Origin of the sequence: Plantactinospora solaniradicis, from assembly GCF_042658085.1 — a bacterium.
GTDB classification, from domain to species: Bacteria; Actinomycetota; Actinomycetes; order Mycobacteriales; family Micromonosporaceae; genus Plantactinospora; species Plantactinospora solaniradicis.
The window spans coordinates 1-3,493 of record NZ_JBHSPR010000041.1; the positions used below are offsets into that span (position 1 = coordinate 1).

A 3,493-nucleotide genomic window follows, 5' to 3' on the forward strand; every position below is an offset into this window, starting at 1 on the left:
CCTGAAGAAAGGCGTGTAATGCCGAGTTCGGCATTACACGCCTTATGACGAGCCGACGGTTATGCCGCGGTCGGTGCGGATGCCGTATCGTTCGGCGGTTGTTTGGCCTTCGGCCGCAGCATAACCGTTGAAGGGTCGTCAGAGCTGTTCGAGGAAGGCGAGTAGATCGTCGCCGGCCTGGTAGCGGGCAGGGTCGGTGTTCGGCGGGGTGGTCCGGGCGATGGCTTGTTCTTTGAGTGCCATGTCGGCGTGCAGGTAGATGCGGGTCGTGGCCGGGGTTTCGTGGCCGAGCCAGAGCGCGATGACGGTGATGTCGACGCCGGCGTGGAGCAGGTTCATCGCCGCGGTGTGTCGCAGGGTGTGCGGGGTGACGTGCTTGACCTGGAGTGATGGGCATGTGCGGGCTGCGGTAGCAGCGTGTTTGGCGACGAGGCCGGAGACGGCGTCGCGGGACAGCCGGGTGCCTCGACGGGTCGTGAACAGGGGGTTGGTGTCGGCGGGCCGGCGTGTGGTGAGCCAGCTGGTGAGGATGCTGACGGTGTGCGAGGTCAGCGGGGTGCAGCGGTCCTTGCGGCCTTTGCCGCGGCAGTAAACATGCGCGCCGACACCGAGTTGGAGGTCACCGGCGGTGAGCGCGGTCAGCTCCGCGACGCGTGGTCCGGTTTGTGCGGTCAGCGCGAGCAGGGCATGATCCCGGCAGCCGTGCCAGGTGGTGGTGTCGGGGGCGGCCAGCAGGGCGTCGAGTTCTGTGGGTTTGAGGAAGCTGACGATAGTGGTGGCGGTCCGTTTGGTCTGGATGGCCAGGACCCGGGCGATCAGGTCGGCGTGTTCAGGTGCGCGCAAGCTGGCGTAGCGGAACAGGGAGTGGATCGCGGCCAGCCGGGTGTTGCGGGTGGCGACGGTGTTGCCGCGCGCCGTTTCCAGGTGGTGCAGGAACTCGCCGATGGTGGCGGCGTTCAGGTCGGTGAGGTCGAGCTGGGCGGGGAGTTTCCCGGTCCGCTGGTGGGCGTGGGTGAGCAGCAGCCGCAGAGTGTCGCGGTAGGAGGCGACGGTGTGCGGGCTGGCGCCGTACTGGGTCATCAGCCGGTCGGTGAAGAACGCCTGTAGCAGCGGGGAGAGCGCGGTCATGGCCTGGTCACCTCGCTGCGGTTCGGCTGGGCTGCCGCGTCGAGGCGTTGCGCGGCCAGGGCCAGCAGTTGCGGGGTGGCTTGCAGATACCAGTAGGTGGCTTCCGGGCTGTTGTGGCCGAGGAACGCCGAAAGCACCGGAAGCCGGGCCGACACGTCGAGGTCGGCGGAATACCAGTCGATCAGTACGTTGACCGCGAACGAGTGCCTCAGGTCGTGGATGCGGGGACGGCGGTGTCCGGGCGGGGTGTGGATGTCGGCGGCGGCCAGGAGCCTGGTGAAGATCTGGTGCACGCCGCGATGCTGGACTCGCCGGCCGGTGGTGGTGAGGAAGAACCCGGGCGAGACCGGGGTGGGGCAGAGCCGGTCGCGGCGCATGGCGTAGCTGGCGAGCATCTGCGCCGTGGTGGGGTGCAACGGGACCAGGCGGGTCTGGTCGTTCTTGCCGGTCACCGTCACCGCCGTCGCGTGCGGGTCGATGTCGTCGCGGTTGAGGGCGAGGGCTTCACCGACGCGCAGGCCGCTGGCGGCCAGCAGGCTGATCAGGGCCTGCATCGTGGCTGCGGGCAGCGGCGCGGCGATCGTGCGCGCGGCGTGCACCAACGCCGCGATCTCCTCAGCCGAGTAGTGGTAAGGAGTCGGTCGATGAGCCCGGCCGGGCAGCAGCCCGGGCGGTGGGACCTGGCAGTCCGGGTCGAATGCTGCCAGGTAGCGGGCGAAGCCTCGCACTATCGCCAGGCGCTGCCGCTTGCGCGCGGCGGTGATGTCGTCGGGCTCGCTCGCCCATGCCACCGCTGCGGCGATGGTGACGGTCGGCTGGCCGGTGTGGTCGAGCCGGTCGACGAACTCCAGTAGCGACCGGCCTCGCCGCGCAGCGTGAATCCCAAGGCGCGGCGCATCGTCAAGTACTGCTCTGCCCGGATGCGGAGGCTCATCGTGGCGCTCCTTGGGGGCAGGGCCTGGCCAGCTCGGCCAGCCGGGCCTGGTCCAGCCGGGCATAGATCGCGGTGGTGCGCTGCTGGGCGTGTCGCAGCAACTGCCCGATCTCCTCCATCGACGCGCCGGCCGCGAGCAGATCGCAGGCCGCCGCGTGCCGCATCCCGTGCGGCCCGAACCGGGACACCCCGGCCCGGGCGCACGCGGCACCGACCAGCACGGTCACCGACGAGGTCGCCAACCCGGTGAACGGCGCCTTCACCGTGATGAACACGTTCCGCGCGGCGGTGGCCGGCCTGGTGTGCAGCAGGTAGTCGGCGATCGCCGCGCCGACATCAGCCGGCAACGGCAGCACATCAATCCGGCCGCCCTTGCCATGAACGGTCAACTCGCCCGCCCGCCAGTCGATGTCGGTCAACTCCAGTCGAGCCACCTCACCGCCGCGCACCGCCAGCCGGGCCAGCGTCAGCAGGATCGCGTAGTCCCGACGGCCGACCGCGCTGCCCCGGTCACAGCCGGCCAGCACCGCCCGGACCTGTCCGCGGCCGGCCGCCCGCGGCCGGGCCAGGTTGCGGGGCCGGCCCCGCCCAGCAGGGACCGCACCGGCCAACCCGCTCGGAACGCGCCCGGCCAGGTGCAGGAACCGCAGCAGCGACCGCAACGCGGGCAGCGTCACCATGTCCAACGCCGTACTACGCCGCCGTGTGCTCCAGTCCCGTACGAAGTCGATGACCTGCCCGGCCGACAGCCGCGGCAGCGCCTCCTCCAGCGGCCCAGGAAGTCCAGTCAAGAACGTCCGAGCGTACCGCAGGTAGTGCTTCACCGTCCCCGCGGCCAGCCCACGCTCATTTTCCAAGTACCGGCGGTACTCGCTCAACAACACATCCACCGGCGTCACCGCAGCCATCGCCGCGGGCGGCGGGACCGCCCCCAGCCTGCGTAGATACCCCAGCACCGGCGCCAACGCCCGTTCACTGGTCCCGGCCCGGACACCAACTGACCGGCGTTCCTGCTGAAACTCCCGCACGACCATGGTGGTCAACTCGCCCGTTGCCAGGCCACGCTCGACCAGCCAGCGGCTCAGATCCGCCAACCGGTGCGCATGATCGACGATGGTGTCCGGCGAGAACCCCTGCCGCGCCAAGTCCTCGCGCAGCCCGTCAGCGAACGGCGCGAGCGGTCCCTGCACCACGATTCGACGGCGACGCCGTCTCACATCCTCCGCGTCCATGATCTTCTCTTGTCTGTCGATGGACCCCATCAACCAGACACGAGAAACCCTCGATCACGACGGACAACCACTGCGTAATGCCGCATGGCGACTGAAGAATCAGCGTGCTGACCAGCATGCTCACGAGCAACACGGCATTACCGTCGGCTCGTCATAAGGCGTGTAATGCCGAACTCGGCATTACACGCCTTTCTTCAGG

At 69.3% G+C, this 3,493-nt stretch carries 3 protein-coding genes; all 3 read right to left on the reverse strand.

Annotated features, from left to right (window positions below):
• Positions 1-138 precede the first annotated feature (138 nt).
• The 3 genes from ACFP2T_RS34750 to ACFP2T_RS34760 all read right to left on the reverse strand — a co-directional run bounded on the left by ACFP2T_RS34750 (position 139) and on the right by ACFP2T_RS34760 (position 3,255).
• Entirely contained in the window at positions 139-1,128 is a 990-nt protein-coding gene (locus ACFP2T_RS34750) for a tyrosine-type recombinase/integrase (RefSeq protein WP_377429391.1), read from the reverse strand.
• Positions 1,125-1,919: a tyrosine-type recombinase/integrase gene (locus ACFP2T_RS34755; protein WP_377429393.1), complete on the reverse strand. Its 795-nt coding sequence runs from the start codon at positions 1,917-1,919 to the stop codon at positions 1,125-1,127. The genes ACFP2T_RS34750 and ACFP2T_RS34755 overlap by 4 nt, the downstream gene beginning before the upstream one ends.
• A 139-nt stretch (positions 1,920-2,058) precedes the next feature.
• Positions 2,059-3,255, reverse strand: coding sequence for a tyrosine-type recombinase/integrase (locus ACFP2T_RS34760; RefSeq protein WP_377429395.1), 1,197 nt, complete (start codon positions 3,253-3,255; stop codon positions 2,059-2,061).
• Positions 3,256-3,493: the final 238 nt, after the last annotated feature.